The sequence below is a fragment of the Micromonospora sp. NPDC093244 genome, from assembly GCF_040683695.1.
Classification (GTDB): Bacteria; Actinomycetota; Actinomycetes; order Mycobacteriales; family Micromonosporaceae; genus Micromonospora.
On the sequence record NZ_JBFBEO010000001.1, the window covers coordinates 1,194,262 to 1,209,435 of the forward strand.

Below are 15,174 nucleotides of genomic sequence, written 5' to 3' on the forward strand. Positions count from 1 at the left end.
GGAACGACTCCTTCGATCACCTGTGCGGGCTGGGACTGGCCGCGCGTTCCGGTCGCGGGTGTGCCCGGCCGCCCGCGTGATCGCGCATTGCCTCGTACGTGTGCATGCCCTGCCGGCTCCGTACGGGATCGCGTAGCAGATAGTGTTCCCTCAGGACGGATAAGTGTCAATCGATACGCCTCGATCAAGAGGGTGGGCGGGTCCGCCGACGTTCGGTTTAGAGTCGGGACAACGTCCCCGAGTCGAGCCCGGAGGGCCTGTGGCGAGCCCGTTCGACATCGAGGAGATATATCCGGACGACGGGGAGCACTCGCTCCGGCTGCCCCGGCGCCAGGCCGGCAACTCGCCCCAGGGCGTCGCGGTGACCCTGCTCGCCGACTACACGGTGCGGACCCGCGCCGCGCTCCCGTCCGCAGCGATCGTCGCGTTGCTCGCCGAGTCGGGGGTGACCACCGCTGGCGCGCGGACCGCGATCAGCCGGCTCTCCCGTCGGGGTGTGCTGGAGGGCAGCCGGCACGGCAGGCGCAGCTCGTACCGGCTCAGTCGTGCCGCCGCCGCCAACCTGTCCGCCGGGGCACAGTGGATCCTGACCTCCACCGCCGCGACGACGCCGTGGGACGGGTGCTGGACGACTGTCGCCTTCTCGCTGCCACAGGACCACGGCGCGCAGCGGCGGGCACTGCGTGGCCAGCTCCGGTGGCTCGGGTACGCGCCGCTGTACGACGGACTGTGGATCTCGCCGTACGAGCTGACCCCTCCGGCGCGGGAACTGCTCGGTCAGCTGTCGGCGGGCCGGGTCACCGTGTTCCGCGGCCGACAGTCCGCGCTCGACACGACAAGCCAACGCGTGCCCATCGAGGCCTGGGACATCGAGGCGATCAGCGGACACTACGAGGTGTTCCTGCGGCGGTGGACGCCCCTGCTCCCACTCGTACGGTCGGGGCGGGTCGACGGCGCCGCCGCGGTGCGGGCGCGTACCGAGGTCATGGACACCTTCCGGCGCTTTCCCATCCTCGACCCGCAGTTGCCGCTGGAACTCCTTCCGGCGAGATGGCCCCGTCGGCCGGCCCGGGAGCTGTTCGCGGCCGTCTACGACGGCCTCGCCGAGCCGGCCGAGCGGCACGTCCGAGCGGTGGTCGCGCGGTTCACCGACGGCGCGGAGCCGGGCGTCCGGGCGCACACCACCACGGACCTCGTGACGGGAGTACGCGGCGACGAGAACCCGGGACATGGCTGCCGGGACGGGACGGCCGGTTGACTATCAGCGGGCCGTCGACAGGGCATCGCGTCGGTGGTGCGCTGTGTACCTTGTGGAGACGAGGTGGCGATGGGAGGCCCGGGGTGACGTTCCGCAGCGGAGAGCTTTCGGCGACAGACCGGATCGACACCACTGTCGCGCACCCCGCCCGCAGGTACAACTACCTGCTCGGTGGCAAGGACAACTTCGCCGCCGACCGGCAGTCCGGCGACGCCCTCGCGGCCGCCATGCCCACCATCCGGCTCGCCGCCGTGGAGAACCGGATGTTCCTGCACCGTACGGTGCGGTTCCTGGCGCAGCAGGGTGTCAGCCAGTTCCTCGACATCGGGACGGGCATCCCGACCGCCGACAACACGCACGAGGTCGCCCAGGCGATCGACCCGACGGCGCGGGTCGTCTACGTCGACAACGACCCGATCGTCCTCGCCCACGCCCGTGCGCTGCTCAACAGCACGCCCGAGGGCCGCACGACCTACCTCGACGCCGACCTGCGTGACCCCGAACGGATCCTCGCCCATCCGGATCTGCGCGCCACGTTGGACCTCACCCGGCCTGTCGCGTTGATGCTGGTGGCCATCCTGCACTTCATCCGCGACGACGAGGGCCCCAGGAGCATCCTCGACCGCCTCGTCGCCGCGCTTCCGTCCGGCAGCTATGTCGTCGCCTCGCACGTGACCTGGGAATATCTGCCGCCCGAGGTGACCGCGAAACTGGAGGCGAACAACCAGGACGGCCGGTTCCAGGCCCGCACCTCCGAGCAGTTCGCGGGCCTTCTCGACGGGTTGGAGCTCGTCGAGCCCGGCATCGTCTCGGTGTCGCGGTGGCGTGCCGACGACGCGCCCCAGCCGCGGCCGTCCGTGCGGGACGTGTCGTTCAACGGCGCCGTCGCCCGGGTCAGGTGACGGGCCGCAACCGATACGCGCTCCAGCTGTCGACCGCGCGCAGGAGGGCTCCGGCGGCTGACCCGTCGCGCTCGCACCGCCCCTGTTCCGGCGGTGTCCGTCACCCGGGCAGGTCGGAGCCGCGCGCGGAGGCGATGACCCGCCCGCGTTCCGACTCGGGAAACCGGTCGAGCATGGCGCACACCTCGGCGGCGCTCACGTTCGCTCCGAACAACTCGCTGCCCGGTTCTAGCCGTACCCCGTCGGCGAGAGCACCGGCGACGACCGGGTCGAAGCCGAGCGCGTCGACGAGGGACGCCACGGCGGCGAGATCAGCGGGGTCGTCCCCGGCGATCGCGATGGCCTTGCGGCCGGCGGCTCCGGCCGGCCGCGCCTCGTCCTCGAGATCGTGGTAGCCCATGTGGTTGAACGCCTTGACGACCCGCGCGCCGGCCAGGAACGCCTGGACGATCTCACTCGACGACGTGCGCGGATCGGTCAGGTCGTCGCGGATGCCGTCGACCTCCCACCAGTAGTTCATCGCGTCGACGACGAGCTTGCCGCGCAGCGCCTCGGCGGGGATCGCCCGGTACTTGCCCAGCGGCAGGGCGAGGATGACGACATCGGCGTCGGCCACGGCGTCGGCCGATGTCGTAGCGGTCGCCCCGGGGGTGAGCACCTCGATGGTGAGGGCGATCTTCGCCGGGTCGCCGGAGCCGGCGACGAGCACCCGGTAGCCTGCGGCGAGCGCGAGCCGGGCCAGGACGGTACCCACCTTGCCGGCCCCGAGGACGGCGAGGGTCTGTGGCCGATCGTTGGCGTTCATGTCTTTCCCCTTCAGGGTGCCGGTGCGGTGGTTCAGCCGGCCAGGATGTCGCGGACCATGGGGATCACCCGGGAGCCGTAGAGCTCCACGGCACGCATCCGGGCGCTCACCGGCTGGGCTCCCGCCGTGTAGATGAGGTCGAACCGGCCGACGCCGAGGCTGCCGATGGCGCGGGCCATCCGGCGGGCCACCGTCTCCGGTGAACCGATGTACAGCGAGCCGTGCTCCACCTCGGAGTCGAACTCCTCACGACGGATCGGTGGCCAGCCCCGCAACGCGCCGATCCGGTTCCGCATGACCCGGTAGTGCGGCCAGAACACCTCTCTGGCCTCCTCGTCGGTGTCGGCGATGAAGCCGGGTGAGTGCATCCCGACCGGGTGCGCGGTGGTGCCGAGCTGGTCGGCCGCCCGCCGGTACAGGTCGATGTAGGGCGCGAACCGCTCCGGAGCGCCGCCGATGATGGCCAGCATGAGCGGGAAGCCGTACTGCGCGGTGCGGACGACGGACTGCGGCGAGCCGCCGACACCCACCCAGGTGGTGAGGTGCCCCGATTCGGTCTTCGGGAAGACGTCGGCGTCCTTGAGGGGCGCACGGAGAGTGCCGCTCCAGGTGACCGGCTTCTCGTCGAGGAGCTTCGCGAACAGCTCGATCTTCTCCTCGAACAGCGTGTCGTAGTCCGCCAGGTCGTAGCCGAACAGGGGGAACGACTCGGTGAATGAGCCGCGACCGAGGATCACCTCGGCCCGGCCGTTGGACAGCGCGTCGACTGTGGCGAAGCGTTGGAACACCCGGACCGGGTCGTCGGAGCTGAGCACCGTCACGCCGGACGAGAGCCGGATCCGCGAGGTACGCGAGGCGATGCCCGCCAGCACGGTCTCCGGCGTCGACACCGAGTACTCCGGCCGGTGGTGCTCGCCGAGGGCGATCACGTCGACGCCGAGGTCGTCGGCCAGCACCGCCTCGTCGACGACCTGACGGATCGCCGCGGCGTGGGAAACCGGCCTACCGTTGTCGTCCTGCGGTACGTCGCCGAAGGTGTCGAGGCCGAACACGAGGTCAGACATGGGTGGGCTCCTTCGCCAACAGCTCCCGGACCCGCGGCGCGACCTTGCTGCCCAGCAGCTCGATGGTGCGCGCGCGTGCCTCGGGAGGCAGGTGCATGATGTCGTATTTGAGGTCGAATCGACTCAGTCGCAGATCACGGGCCATGGTGGCGATCTTCTGGGCGACCGTCTCCGGGGACCCGACGAACAACGCTCCGTTGTCGATTTCGGCCTCGTAGCGTGCGCGGTCCGGTTTGTGGAAGCCGCGCTCCTTGGCGAGCCGCTCCACTGTCGGCTGCCAGTACCGCCACCATGTTTCCACCGCCTCCTCGTCGGTGTCCGCGACAAGGCCGAGTGAGTGCTGCCCGATCGGCTGTACGGGGTTCCCGACCTGCTTGAGTGCCTGGAGGTAGAGGTCGACATGGCCGGCGAACCGCTGTGGCCGTCCGCCGATGATCGCGAGCATGAGCGGCAGTCCGGGGTCAGGGTCCGGTCGCCGTCGGTGGCCACCTCCCCGAACGAGTTCAGCCCCAGTTCGAAGCGTTGAGCCGTCATTGTCTCCTCCTCGGCGCTCCCGCCGGTGACCCGCGGGAAGCGGCCTTCCCTGTTGACGTGTCAATGATGCTAACCTGCCGATTGACACGTCAATTCCATGGAGACTGACATGACCAGCGCCACACCCGAGCGGCGGAGGGGACGCCAGCTGCCGACCGCGGACGAGCTACGGATCTGGCGGGACTTCATCGAGACGACCGAGGCCCTGAGTTCCCAGGTCAGCACCCGCCTCCAGGCCGACTCCGCGCTCTCGCCGGGGGACTACGTGGTGCTGCTCGCCCTCAGTGAGGCGCAGGACCGGCAGATGCGTTCCTCCGCGCTGGCGGCCCACATCGGCTGGGAGCGCAGCCGGCTCTCCCACCACCTGGCTCGGATGGAGCGCCGGGGGCTCATCCGCCGCCAGGACTGCCCCACCGTTCCCCGTGGGTCGGAGGTGCTCCTCACCCCGGCCGGAGCGGACGCCTTCCGGAACTCCACCTTCCCGCACCTGCGCGCCATCCGGGAGTTGTTCGTCGACGCCCTGACGCCGGATCAGCTCCGCGCGGCCGGCGAGATCGCCGCGGCGCTGCGCGCCCACCTCGGCGCATGGGGCGAGGACTGACGGCTACGACGTCGGCGGTGATGCGGTGAACGCGCACCGCGGCAGGGGTGCGGCCAGTAGCGTGGTGATCGTCGGCCGTGACTCCCGCACCCACACCAGGAGGCCGCGATGAGCCCGAAGGCCACGCCGGGCGACGCGAGCGCGATGTCGCGTATCGAGACCCTCGACGTGAAGGTCGAGGTGGTCGTCATCCCCGTGTCGGACGTCGACAGGGCGAAGCGGTTCTACGAGAGCCTCGGGTGGCGCCTCGACAAGACGCCCCCCGGCATCGTCCAGTTCACGCCGCACGGCTCCGCGTGTTCGGTGCAGTTCGGGTCGCAGCTCACGTCGGCGACGCCCGGCTCGGCAACGGCGTACCTGGTCGTGTCCGACGTCGAGGCGACCCGCGACGCCCTGCTCGCCGTCGGCGTCGAGGTCGGCGGCGTCTTCCACGTCGGCCCGGACGGGCCGGTCGACGGGCCGGATCCCGAGCGTCGCAGCTACTTCTCCCGCGCCACGTTCCGTGACCGGACGGCAACACCTGGCTCGTGCAGGAGATCACCAACCGGCTCCCCGGACGGATCGAGGGGGGCGTGACGTCGTACACCTCGGACAGCGACCTGGCGGGCGCGCTGCGGCGCGCGGCCGCCGCCCACGGCGAGCACGAGAAGCGCACCGGTACGACCGACGACAACTGGCCCGACTGGTACGCGGCGTACATGGTGAGCGAGCAGTCGGGGGCGAAGCCGCCCGAGTGATCCGGGCCGGCGGTCAGCCGTCCTTGTCGGCGAGGTGCCACACCTCCGGCACCGGAACCCACCAGTCGTCGCTTCCCTCCGGGGCCAGCGACTCCTGGCACGGCTCGGTCAACTTCCACCACTCCTGCGTCTGCGGGTCGGCGGCGATCCGCGCCTGGTCGGCGGCGTGGTCGTCGCCCACGTACTCGTAGTAGCCGAACAGCAGGTCGTCGTGCAGGAAGATGCTGAAGTTGCGCATGTTCGCCTGCCGCAGGGTCTCCTCGACGGCGGGCCAGACGGCGGCGTGCAGCCGAAGGTAGGTCTCCCGGTGCTCCGGCCGGAGCCGGATGACCATTGCGTGTCGTCGCATCTCACGCCTCCGCGATAGTGGACAGAGGCGTCGCGCGCGCCTGGGCGCACCCGTCCCTGCCGGACGCCGCGACCATACCGACCCGTCCGATGGCCGTCGAGACGCGCGCGGCATATCGATGGCAATCGTTTGACGTATGACGTTGTGAGCGCTAACTTCTGACTCGCGGGTCGCGTGGGCCGCCGGGGGCCCGGATGCGCCGCAGCGTTACACCGGGCCGGCCGCATCCCGCCCGCACCACACCCCCCACCGTGCTGACGCCACCATCGGACGCCGGCACACACGCCAGGGCACGCGCGTGCGTCTCGCCCGTGGGTGACCCCTACCGAAGGAGTGACCATGAAGGCCATCGGTGAGGCTCGTCCCGCCTCTCCACCGAGACGTCGCTGGCGGTCGGCGTCGGCCGCGGCGGCCGCCGCGGTCCTGACCGCCGGCACGCTCGTCGCGGTCGACGCGGCGCCCGCGGCGGCGGCGACCGTGGACACCAACGCCTCGTACGTCCTGGTGAACCGCAACAGCGGCAAGGCGTTGGACCTGTACGGCTCGGCCACCAACGACGGCGCGCGGATCACGCAGTGGACGCGCAACAACGGCGCGAACCAGCAGTGGCAGTTCGTGGACTCGGGAGGCGGCTACTACCGGCTGAAGTCCCGGCACTCGGGCAAGGTCCTCGACGTGTCCAACTTCTCCACAGCCGACGGCGGCGCCATCGTGCAGTGGTCCGACCTCAACGGCACGAACCAGCAGTTCCGGCTGGCCGACTCGGACGGCGGCTACGTCCGGCTCATCAGCAGGCACAGCGGCAAGGCTGTGGAGGTGCAGGGCGCCTCCACAGCCGACGGAGCGAACGTCGTGCAGTACTCCGACTGGAACGGCGCCAACCAACAGTGGCAGCTCGTCCCGACCGGCAGCACCGAACCGCCGCCGCCGTCGGGTGGCAGCGGGTGCGGCAAGGCGCCGACGCTGGCCAGCGGCACGCACACGATCCAGAGCAACGGCAAGAGCCGGACGTTCATCCTGCGGGTGCCCGCGAACTACAACAACAGCAACCCGTACCGGCTGATCTTCGCGTTCCACTGGCGGGGCGGCACCATGCAGGACATCTCCTCCGGCGGCACCAGCGGGGCCGCGTGGTCCTACTACGGGCAGCAGGAGCAGTCGAACAACAGCGCGATCCTGGTCGCGCCGCAGGGATTCGGCAACGGCTGGGGCAACGCCGGCGGCGAGGACATCACCTTCGTCGACGACATGATCAGCCGGATCGAGAGCGGCCTGTGTGTCAACCCGCGGCAGCGGTTCGCCCTCGGCTTCAGCTGGGGTGGCGGCATGAGCTACGCCGTGGCCTGCGCGCGGGCCACCGTGTTCCGGGCCGTCGCGGTCATCTCCGGCGCGCAGATCAGCGGGTGCAGCGGCGGTACGCAGCCCATCGCCTACTTCGGGCTGCACGGCATCTCGGACAACGTCCTGAACATCTCCCAGGGGCGGGCGCTGCGCGACACGTTCGTCCGGAACAACGGTTGCACCGCCCAGAACCCGCCCGAGCCGGCGGCGGGCAGCCGGACGCACATCACGACCACCTACTCCGGCTGCCGGTCGGGTTATCCCGTGCAGTGGGCCGCGTACGACAACGGCCACATGCCCGGACCTGTGGACGGGACGTACGCCGAGAGCGGCATCACGACCTGGACCAAGGGTGAGATCTGGAGGTTCTTCTCGCAGTTCTCGTGACGTCGGTCGGCGTCAGGCGGCGGCGTCCGCTCCCGTGTGCCGGGGGGCGGGCGCCGCCGTACCGTCCGCGACGGTCAGCGCTGGAGGCGGACCGGCTTGCCCGAACCGCTGCGGCGGACCAGCCACGCCTCGGTGATGTGGGTGAACATCGCCTCGGCGGCGCCGTCCGGATCCTGTGCGGCGATGCGCTCGTAGATGCGCCGATGCCCCTTGTTGGAGGCCACGCACAGGGACCGTTCGGTCCGCCCCATGTAGCGGGCGGTGTTGATGACCTGGCTCTCCAGAGCCCGTACGACGCCGCGGGCGATGCGGTTGCCCGACGCCTGCATGATCGTGTCGTGGAAGGCCCTGTCGTGCTCGTGGTAGGTGACCTGGTCGTCGACGAGTTCGTCCATCCGGTCCACCTGGGCGCGTAGCCGCTCGACGGTCTCCGCGTCGGCGAGCCGGGCGGCGACGTTCGCCATGTCGGACTCCAGCACCCGCCGGGTGACGACGAGGTCGTCGAGGATGGCGAGGCTGTCGTCCACGGCGATGGTGGCCGCCAGGACCAGCTCGTCGAGCATGTGCCAGTCCGACTCGGGGGTGACCATGGTGCCGGCGCCCTGGCGGACCTGGACCAGCCCCTTCTCCTGAAGGATCTTCACCGCCTCCCGGACGACGGTGCGGCTGACCGAGAAGGTCTCGCAGAGGATCGGCTCGGGAGGTAGCGACGTCCCGGACGGGTGCACGCCGCGGACGATGCGCTCCACCAGTTCGGCGGTGACCGCCCTGGCGAGGTTGGCCGGTCGATGAACCCACGCCGGGGTCGCCGAGTTGTTCAGGGCTGTCTCCTGCGGTGGCGTCATGTCCCCCTCCGAACTGCTCGCCGTGGCACGACGTCCGGCTCAGTGTACGGCCGACTATTGACGTCACACGTCATACGAGTTACCTTCCCGTCAATATTGGCTCGCGGGACGCCCGCCGGCCACCCCACTTTCAGAGGTGACAACTGATGAGACAGCGAGCAATGTGGTCGGCCGTCCTCGTTGTGAGCCTGGCCTTGGCCGGCTGTGGAAGTGCCAGCGATTCGGGAAAGTCCACCAGTTCGGACGGCAAGCTGGTGGTGTGGGACTTCAAGTCCGGTGAGGCATTCGCCAAATCCTATCTGGACAAGGCGAAGGCGGACTTCAAGAAGAAGCACCCGGACGTCACTGTCGAGTTCGTCGCGCAGCCCTTCGACCAGTACTACACGTTGCTCGGCGCGGCCATCCAGTCCGGCAAGGGCCCGGACGTCATGATGTTCAACGGCGGCGGCCAGATCCGCGACCGGGTGGACGCGCTCGTACCGCTCACCGACTACGTGGCCGAGGACAAGCAGCGCCTGGCCGGCTGGGACGCGTTCACCAAGGACGGCAAGATCTACGGCGGCCCGGTGACGCTGCAGGGCTATCCCATCTACTACAACAAGGGGATCTACGAGAAGGCCGGTCTCGACCCGGCGAGCCCGGCGACCACGTGGGACAGGTTCGTCGCCGACTGCGCCGCCGTCGCCAAGGCCGGCGCCAAGTGCTTCGCCCTCGGCAACAAGGAGGGCTTCGGCATCCAGTTCTGGCTCTCCAGCCTCGGCTCGACCACCCTCACCGCCCAGGAGTACGACGCCTGGATCGCCGGTAAGCGCGACTGGAACTCGGCGAACGTGAAGCGGATCTTCCAGCTCTGGAAGGAGGCCGGCGACCGGAAGATGAACAGCGACGGGGCCAACTCGACGGCCATGTTCAACGACTCCTTCGCGTTCTTCCAGTCCGGCAAGGCCGCCCACGTCATGGGCCTCATGTCGGACGTCGGGCACTGGCAGGACTTCAACGAGTTCCTGACCCCGGAGAAGCTGGGCGTCATGAAGCCGCCGATCGTCACCGCCGGCACCACGCCGAGCCTCCCGTACGACGGGGGCATCGGCTACGCGGTGGCGAAGTGGACGAAGGACCCGAAGGTGGCCGCCGACCTGGTGCGTTCCCTGACGTCGACCGAGGCGCTCAACGCCTTCTACTCCGGCGCGGGCGCGATCGTCGCCGACACCACAGTCGACGTGTCGCAGGCCGGCCCGGCCGCCGCCACTATCGTCGGCGAACTCAAGAGCGGTAAGCCCGCCCTGCACGTGGCGCTCTCCTCGAAGACGCTCGACCTGATGGGACGCCTCTCCCAGCAGCTGCTCAGCGGCTCGATCACCGTCGACGAGGTGGTGAAGCAGTTGGCCGCTTCCGACCAGGCGGGCTGAGCACGTGCCGATCGGAAACACGCACCCGTCGGTCCGTCCGGCTCCGGCCGGGCGGGCCGGCGGGCCCGCGGTCACCTCGTCCCCCCGGCGCGGCGGCGCCCTCCGCCGTCGCGCCGGCGGCGGTTCCGGGGCCGAGCGCCTCGCCCCCTACGTCCTGGTCGCCCCGGCCGTGCTGATCATCGTCCTGCTGCGGCTCTACCCGCTGGTCCTGGGGGTCAACTTCTCCTTCACCGGCGACGGCGCGCAGAACGGGACGGCCGTCGGGCTCGGCAACTACCGGGAGCTGTTCGCCGACCCGCTGTTCCGGACCGCGCTGAGCAACGTCGGTCTGCTGGTGCTGCTGCTGCCGGTGGCGGTGGCCATCCCGGGCCTGCTCGCCACGTTCATCTACCTGCGGGTGCCCGGGCACCGCTTCTACCGCAGCGTCTACTTCTTCCCCGCCGTACTGTCCCCGGTCATCGTCGGCGCGATCTTCAACCTGCTGCTCGCCTTCGACGGCCCCCTCAACGCCGTCCTCGGGGCGGTCGGGGTCGGCCCGATCGACTGGCTCGGCGACCCGGGTGTCGCGATGTTCATGGTGGTCGGCGTGCACATCTGGGCCACCTTCGGCATGGCTCTCGTGGTGTTCCTCGCCGGGTTCGCCACCCTGGACGCCGCGCTGCTGGACGCCGCACGTGTGGACGGCGCGTCGATGCCCCAGGTCGTCTGGCACGTGATCATTCCGAGCCTCTCGCGCACCATCCAGTTCGTCTTCGTGACCACGATGATCGGGATGCTGACCTCGATGTTCGGGCTGCTCTACGTGATGACAAGCGGCGGACCGGAGGGTGCGACGTACCTGCCGGAGTTCTACATCTGGAAGCAGCAGGGCCAGATGAACAGGCCGGCTCTCGCGTCGGCCGCGTCGACGGTCCTCTTCATGATCATGCTCGTCGTGGGGCTGTTGCAGATCAAGCTGCTCGAGCGCTCCGGAAAGGAGGACTGATGCCTCGCCTCCGCCTGGGAGGGTGGCTGATCGCCATCCCCATGTCGCTGCTCGCCGTGGCGACGATCTACCCCCTGCTGTTCACCGCCAACGTCGCGATGAAGACCCGCCGGGACTACATCCTGGACCGGTTCTCCCTGACCGACACCCTGCGGTGGGAGAACATCGACACCGCCTGGAACAGCGTCGGCATGGGCCGCTACTTCGCCAACTCGCTGTTCGTGGTGACCTCGTCGGTGGTCCTGCTGCTGCTGCTCGGGTCGATGGCCGGTTTCGCCCTGAGCCAGCTGCGGTTCCGTGGCTCGTCGACGCTGTTCCTGGGATGCCTGGCCGGACTCTTCATCCCGTTCCAGGTGATCATGGTGCCGCTCGCCAGGATCATGTCCGACACCGCGCTTGTCGACACGTACCCCGGTCTGATCCTCGTCTACGTGGCGCAGTTCCTGCCCTTCACCGTCTTTCTGATGACCAGCTACTACCGGGGCATCCCGCCGGAGATCGTCGACGCCGCCCGGATCGACGGCAACACCGTGTACGGCGTGTACCGCAGGATCATGCTGCCCCTGGGCACCCCCGCGCTGCTGTCGGTCGGCATCCTCAACGCCCTGTTCTGCTGGAACGACGTCCTCATGGCGCTGGTGATGATGCCCTCGGCCGAGCACCGGACGCTGATGGTCGGGGTGACGTCCCTGCGCGGGCAGTACTCCGACAACATCCCCACCTTCGCCTCGGGCGTTCTGATCGCCGCGATACCCGTCCTGTTGGTCTACCTGCTCCTCCAGCGCCAGATCGCCGACGGCGTCGCCGCCGGTTCCACGAAGGGTTGACATGCGGATCACTGGATATCGGACACTCGCCACGGTCCAGGAATGGGGGCGGCCCGTCGGCGATGCCAACGGCGTCTTCGCCGACGGGGTGGTCCCGGTGTCGATCGTCATCGTCGAGACCGACGAGGGCATCTCGGGGGTCGGCCTCGGGCCGCACGTCGAGATCGAGCGGATCTTCGCCGCCGTCGAGGGTGAAGATCCGCGGGCGGTGACCACGCTGTACGACCGCATGCTGCGGCACACCTTCAAGGCGGGCCACGCGGGCCCGGTGTTCGGCACCATCGGCGCCATCGACACGGCCCTGTGGGACATCAAGGCGCAGGCCGTCGGGGAGCCGCTGTGGCGACTGCTGGGCGGGCGCGACAGGCGCGTACCCGCCTACGCGTCCGGCCTCGACATCGGGCTCACCGACGACGAACTCGTCGCGGAGTACGAGGTCTACGCCAGCCACGGCCTGCGGGCCGCCAAGCTCAAGGGTGGCCTCGACATCGAGCGCGACAGGCACCGCCTCGCCCTGGTCCGGGACGTGCTGACCGAGGCCGGGAACGGGCTGCGTCCGGGTCTGATGCTCGATGTGAACGAGGCGTGGACCCGCAAGCAGGCGGTCCGGCACGTGGTGGAGATCGAGCGCGCCCTGGACCTGATCTGGATCGAGGAGCCGGTCCGGCGCTGGGACGCCGAGGGCCACGCGGCGGTCGGCCGGGGGATCAACGCGTCGGTCGCCACCGGGGAGAACCTCACCGGGCTCGAACAGTACCGGCCGCTGATCGCCGCCGGCGCGGTCGACATCGTCCAGATGGCCGCCGTCTGGGGCGTCACCCACTTCCTGCGGGCATCGGCGCTGGCACACGCCCACGACCTGCCGGTCAGCCCGATCGGCAACAGCCCGATCGGGCTGCTGCACGCGGCGACATCGGTCCCGAACCACCTGACCAGCGAACTTCAGGACCTGCGCCCACCGGTCGGCGTCACAGTCGACCACCACGTCGAGGACGGCGCGTTCGTTCTCGCCGACACACCCGGACTGGGAGTCCGCGTCGACGAGGAGCGGATCCGGGCGGCCAGCCGCCGCCCGCACGCGCAGACGGCCGAGAGCCCCAACGTCCGGCCGGAACGGGCCGGGCGCCGGTTGCTGGCAGGAGTCGACGCCGTCTCCGCCCGCAAGGTCCCCGTGGTGCCGCTGAACTCGCACAACGAGGTGTCGTCCACCGCACGTCACTGACAACACGTGAGCTGACCACCCACCCGGTCGGGACGAACGGCGTTCCGACCGCCGAGTTGGAGGATCGATGAAGGCAGTCGTCTACCGGGGCGCACGAGACCTCAGGGTCGAGGAACGGGCACCGGAGGCACCGGGCCGCGGCCAGGTGCGTATCGAGGTGGCCTACACCGGGATCTGCGGCACCGACCTGCACATCTACCACGGAGACATGGACGCGCGGGTCGGCGCGTCGGCGATCATCGGGCATGAGATGTCCGGACGGATCGCGGCAGTCGGCGAGGGCGCCACAGGCTTGACCGTCGGCCAGGCCGTCACCGTCATGCCGACCCGGCCGTGCGGGGAGTGCGCCGCCTGCCGACGCGGGCTCTCCCACATCTGCCACTCCATGAACTTCCTCGGCATCGACTCACCCGGCGCCATGCAGTCCTCCTGGACGGTGCCGACGGACCTGGTCCTGCCGCTGCCCGAGGACCTGCCCCTGGACCACGCGGCGCTCGTCGAACCGGTCGCCGTCGCGGTGCACGACGTCCGCCGGGGGAACGTGAGCGCCGACGACCAGGTGGTCGTGGTGGGCGGCGGTCCGGTCGGAGTGCTCATCGCCACCGTCGCGCGGGGTCGGGGGGCGCGCGTGCTCCTCGTCGAGCCGGACCCGTTCCGCCGCGACGTGGCGGGCAGGATCGGGGTCCAGGCGGTCGATCCGACGACGACCGACGTCGTGGCACTTGTCAACGACCGGACCGACGGCGCGGGCGCCGACGTGGCGTTCGAGGTCTCCGGCTCCGCAGGCGGTGTCGCCACCGCGGTCGACGTCCTCACCACCCGGGGCCGGCTGGTGATGGTGGCGATCCACCCCAGGCCGCGCGAGGTCAACCTGCACCGGTTCTTCTGGCGCGAACTGGAGTTGCTGGGTGCCCGCCTCTACCAGCGCGACGACGTGGTGGAGGCGATCCGGTTGGTCGCGTCCGGCGCGATCCCGGCCCGGCAGCTCATCTCCCGGGTCGAGCCCGTCGAGGCGGCCGACGCCGCGTTCACTGCGTTGGAGGGTGGCGGCGTCATGAAGGTCCTGCTCGACCTGTCGGAGGGAAACCGATGACCCTGTTCGACCTGACCGGACGGACCGCCGTGGTGACCGGCGCCCGGCGCGGGATCGGGCTCGCGATGGCCGAGGCACTGGCCCTGGCCGGCGCCGACGTCATCGGGGTCTCCGCCCAGCTCGAAGCCGACGGCAGCGAGGTGCAACGCCTGGTGCGCGCGGCCGGCCGCCGGTTCACCGCCCTGCGGGCCGACCTCGCCGACCGGGCAGCCGTGCACCGGCTGAGCCGGGACCTCGCCGCCCTCGGCCCCATCGACATCCTGGTCAACAACGGAGGCACGATCGCCCGTACGCCGGCCGTCGACCATCCGGACGAGATGTGGGACCACGTGATCGAGGTCAACCTGAGCAGCCAGTTCGTGCTGAGCCGGGAGATCGGCCGGACGATGGTGGAGCGCGGCCACGGCAAGATCATCTTCACCGCGTCGCTGCTGAGTTTCCAGGGCGGCATCACAGTCCCCGGCTACGCGGCGTCCAAGTCGGGCATTGCCGGGCTCACCCGCGCGCTGGCGAACGAGTGGGCCGGCCACGGGGTGAACGTCAACGCCATCGCCCCCGGCTACATCGCCACCGACAACACCCGGGCCCTGCGCGAGGACCCGGAGCGCGAACCGGCGATCCTCGCCCGGATCCCGGCGGGACGGTGGGGTCGCGCCGACGACCTCGGTGGTGCCACGGTGTTCCTGGCGTCGGCCGCGTCGGACTACGTCAACGGGATCGTGCTGCCCGTCGACGGCGGCTGGCTCGGCAGGTGACGGGAGCGCCCCGGCCGGGCCCGGCTCCGTTGCTCGGATGCCGGCCCCGACCGGGGCGCC

Annotated in this window: 17 protein-coding genes; 12 read left to right on the forward strand and 5 right to left on the reverse strand. The window is 70.2% G+C overall.

Features of this window, described 5'->3' with window-relative positions; genetic code table 11:
- Positions 1–259: 259 nt before the first annotated feature.
- Entirely contained in the window at positions 260–1,258 is a 999-nt protein-coding gene (locus tag AB0N27_RS05240) for a PaaX family transcriptional regulator C-terminal domain-containing protein (protein ID WP_364363408.1), read from the forward strand.
- An 83-nt stretch (positions 1,259–1,341) separates the two neighbouring features.
- Positions 1,342–2,160: an SAM-dependent methyltransferase gene (locus tag AB0N27_RS05245; RefSeq protein ID WP_364363410.1), complete on the forward strand. Its 819-nt coding sequence runs from the start codon at positions 1,342–1,344 to the stop codon at positions 2,158–2,160.
- Positions 2,161–2,260: 100 nt separating this feature from the next.
- Here the strand turns inward: AB0N27_RS05245 and AB0N27_RS05250 are convergent, their stop codons facing one another.
- The 3 genes from AB0N27_RS05250 to AB0N27_RS05260 are packed head-to-tail and all read right to left on the reverse strand — an operon-like array spanning position 2,261 to position 4,474.
- Complete coding sequence (locus AB0N27_RS05250) at positions 2,261–2,965, reverse strand: NAD(P)-binding domain-containing protein (RefSeq protein ID WP_364363413.1); 705 nt, start codon at positions 2,963–2,965, stop codon at positions 2,261–2,263.
- A gap of 32 nt (positions 2,966–2,997) precedes the next feature.
- Complete coding sequence (locus AB0N27_RS05255; protein ID WP_364363415.1) at positions 2,998–4,029, reverse strand: LLM class flavin-dependent oxidoreductase; 1,032 nt, start codon at positions 4,027–4,029, stop codon at positions 2,998–3,000.
- A complete protein-coding gene (locus AB0N27_RS05260; protein WP_364363418.1) occupies positions 4,022–4,474 on the reverse strand; it encodes a hypothetical protein in 453 nt (150 codons plus the stop codon). The genes AB0N27_RS05255 and AB0N27_RS05260 overlap by 8 nt, the downstream gene beginning before the upstream one ends.
- Positions 4,475–4,672: 198 nt before the next feature.
- Here AB0N27_RS05260 and AB0N27_RS05265 point away from each other — a divergent pair, with 198 nt between their 5' ends.
- The 3 genes from AB0N27_RS05265 (at position 4,673) to AB0N27_RS05275 (ending at position 5,901) form a co-directional block, all read left to right on the forward strand.
- Positions 4,673–5,164, forward strand: a complete 492-nt coding sequence (locus AB0N27_RS05265; RefSeq protein WP_364363421.1) for a MarR family winged helix-turn-helix transcriptional regulator — start codon at positions 4,673–4,675, stop codon at positions 5,162–5,164.
- Positions 5,165–5,272: 108 nt separating this feature from the next.
- Positions 5,273–5,740 (forward strand): VOC family protein, encoded by a 468-nt coding sequence (locus tag AB0N27_RS05270; protein ID WP_364363424.1) that lies wholly within the window; start codon positions 5,273–5,275, stop codon positions 5,738–5,740.
- A complete protein-coding gene (locus AB0N27_RS05275; RefSeq protein WP_364363427.1) occupies positions 5,737–5,901 on the forward strand; it encodes a hypothetical protein in 165 nt (54 codons plus the stop codon). The genes AB0N27_RS05270 and AB0N27_RS05275 overlap by 4 nt, the downstream gene beginning before the upstream one ends.
- 13 nt (positions 5,902–5,914) lie before the next feature.
- On the opposite strand, the gene AB0N27_RS05280 is transcribed toward AB0N27_RS05275, so the two are convergent.
- Positions 5,915–6,250: an L-rhamnose mutarotase gene (locus tag AB0N27_RS05280; RefSeq protein WP_364363430.1), complete on the reverse strand. Its 336-nt coding sequence runs from the start codon at positions 6,248–6,250 to the stop codon at positions 5,915–5,917.
- A gap of 339 nt (positions 6,251–6,589) precedes the next feature.
- Here AB0N27_RS05280 and AB0N27_RS05285 point away from each other — a divergent pair, with 339 nt between their 5' ends.
- Positions 6,590–7,978 carry an RICIN domain-containing protein gene (locus tag AB0N27_RS05285; RefSeq protein ID WP_364363433.1) on the forward strand — a complete coding sequence of 463 codons (1,389 nt, stop codon included), beginning with the start codon at positions 6,590–6,592 and terminating at the stop codon, positions 7,976–7,978.
- A 74-nt stretch (positions 7,979–8,052) separates the two neighbouring features.
- On the opposite strand, the gene AB0N27_RS05290 is transcribed toward AB0N27_RS05285, so the two are convergent.
- Positions 8,053–8,823, reverse strand: coding sequence for a FadR/GntR family transcriptional regulator (locus AB0N27_RS05290; protein WP_364363436.1), 771 nt, complete (start codon positions 8,821–8,823; stop codon positions 8,053–8,055).
- Positions 8,824–8,969: 146 nt separating this feature from the next.
- Between AB0N27_RS05290 and AB0N27_RS05295 the strand changes: the two genes are divergently transcribed.
- The 6 genes from AB0N27_RS05295 (at position 8,970) to AB0N27_RS05320 (ending at position 15,114) form a co-directional block, all read left to right on the forward strand.
- Positions 8,970–10,232 (forward strand): extracellular solute-binding protein, encoded by a 1,263-nt coding sequence (locus tag AB0N27_RS05295; protein WP_364363439.1) that lies wholly within the window; start codon positions 8,970–8,972, stop codon positions 10,230–10,232.
- A 4-nt stretch (positions 10,233–10,236) separates the two neighbouring features.
- Positions 10,237–11,217: a sugar ABC transporter permease gene (locus AB0N27_RS05300; protein WP_364363442.1), complete on the forward strand. Its 981-nt coding sequence runs from the start codon at positions 10,237–10,239 to the stop codon at positions 11,215–11,217.
- Positions 11,217–12,044 carry a carbohydrate ABC transporter permease gene (locus tag AB0N27_RS05305; protein WP_364363445.1) on the forward strand — a complete coding sequence of 276 codons (828 nt, stop codon included), beginning with the start codon at positions 11,217–11,219 and terminating at the stop codon, positions 12,042–12,044. The genes AB0N27_RS05300 and AB0N27_RS05305 overlap by 1 nt, the downstream gene beginning before the upstream one ends.
- A gap of 1 nt (position 12,045) precedes the next feature.
- Positions 12,046–13,266 (forward strand): mandelate racemase/muconate lactonizing enzyme family protein, encoded by a 1,221-nt coding sequence (locus tag AB0N27_RS05310; protein ID WP_364363448.1) that lies wholly within the window; start codon positions 12,046–12,048, stop codon positions 13,264–13,266.
- Positions 13,267–13,333: 67 nt separating this feature from the next.
- Complete coding sequence (locus AB0N27_RS05315; protein WP_364363451.1) at positions 13,334–14,359, forward strand: alcohol dehydrogenase catalytic domain-containing protein; 1,026 nt, start codon at positions 13,334–13,336, stop codon at positions 14,357–14,359.
- Positions 14,356–15,114 carry an SDR family oxidoreductase gene (locus tag AB0N27_RS05320; protein WP_364363453.1) on the forward strand — a complete coding sequence of 253 codons (759 nt, stop codon included), beginning with the start codon at positions 14,356–14,358 and terminating at the stop codon, positions 15,112–15,114. Before AB0N27_RS05315 ends, AB0N27_RS05320 begins: the two co-directional genes overlap by 4 nt.
- Positions 15,115–15,174: the final 60 nt, after the last annotated feature.